Genomic DNA, 1294 nt, shown 5'->3' on the forward strand with positions numbered 1-1294 from the left:
AAAGGCACCGCCCGCCTGTGCGCCCGTATCGCTGAGGAATTGCGCTGACCGCAGCGCGCTGCGCTGCGCCTCGATCTGCGGCATCAGGGCAGGGGATGACGCGATATTTGCCATCGCTCGCACACTCCAACCGCGCTGCAACACCCCCGTGCTGGCGGTGTTCAGATAGGCCACGACACCGCTATACAGCGCCGCCGGGCTGACCCCTGCGGCCACGTCGTTGCGCCCGACCTCGAACGCCATGACGTTCTGCCCCGGCAGAACCTGCGCCGCCCAGCCGTTCACTGCATCGCGCTTGGCCACCAAGTCTGCGATCTTGTTGCCAGAGGTGCCAAGGTTGCACACCCGCCAGCCCGGCGGCACGTGGTTTGTCCCCGGCTCTGTCAGCACCGCAGCGCAGGACAGCGCATCGGTCACATCGCCGGTGCCTTGGGTGATGCTGTCGCCCTCTAGCACCAACTGGCTGGTGATGGGGACGATGTCATGAGCCTGCATAAGGGCCTCTGACACGGCCTGCGCCTCGGCCTCGGTCAAGGTGCGGTCATAGACCACCATGTCATACAGATCGAACACGCCCCAGCTGCCCGCAGCCCCCGGCGACCAGGCATAGCGGCCGATTTCAGCGCCTGACACGCCCGTCACCTTATAGGCCGCCGCCACCGCTGCGCTGCGTTCATTCAGCGACAACCGCGTGCCCGCCGCGCCGCAAACCGCGCCGATGACCTGCTTTTGCGCCCCTGTGACCAGCCACTCTGCACCCGACGGTGCCGAAGACGCCACCTTACCAAAGCTTTGCGCAAAGCTGGCGCTGCGGCTGATGACCCGGCTTTCCAGCGCGCCGCCAAGGGTGTTGACTTGGCTGCCTTGCCCCTGCGCGCCCAGTGAAAAATAGCGATTATAAGACGCCGGATGCCGGGGCACCCGCGCCACCATAAAGACCGAGATCGCTCGCGTATCGCAGACCAGCCCTGCCGCGACCTCCAGCGCTTGTGCGCCGGCAAAGCGCCAGAACGCGCGGCCTTGCCCGTCGCTCAGCGCTTGCGGCCCAAGGCCCGCGCCCACGGATATAACGCCAGCCAGCCCTTGCAGATCGGTGGCCGTTACAACGCGCCCGTCCTGCACCGTGACCTGCGAAAACCCCGGATGCCAACGCGTAGTAGGGGCCACCGGCAATGCGGCCAATGCGGGGCCCGGATCAGGTGTGGGATCAGGTGTCGGGTCGGGGTCTGGCACCGGATCGGGCGTTGGATCAGGATCAGGTGCCGGATCTGGAATGGGATCAGGGTCCGGAACA

1 protein-coding gene is annotated in these 1294 nt (G+C 66.4%); it reads right to left on the reverse strand.

The features are described 5' to 3' along the window. Nucleotides 1–1294 (reverse strand): SGNH/GDSL hydrolase family protein (locus tag BM131_RS20395; RefSeq protein ID WP_090192200.1); only part of this gene is annotated, 1294 nt, incomplete at both ends.

The organism is Loktanella salsilacus (genome assembly GCF_900114485.1).
Taxonomy (GTDB): domain Bacteria; phylum Pseudomonadota; class Alphaproteobacteria; order Rhodobacterales; family Rhodobacteraceae; genus Loktanella; species Loktanella salsilacus.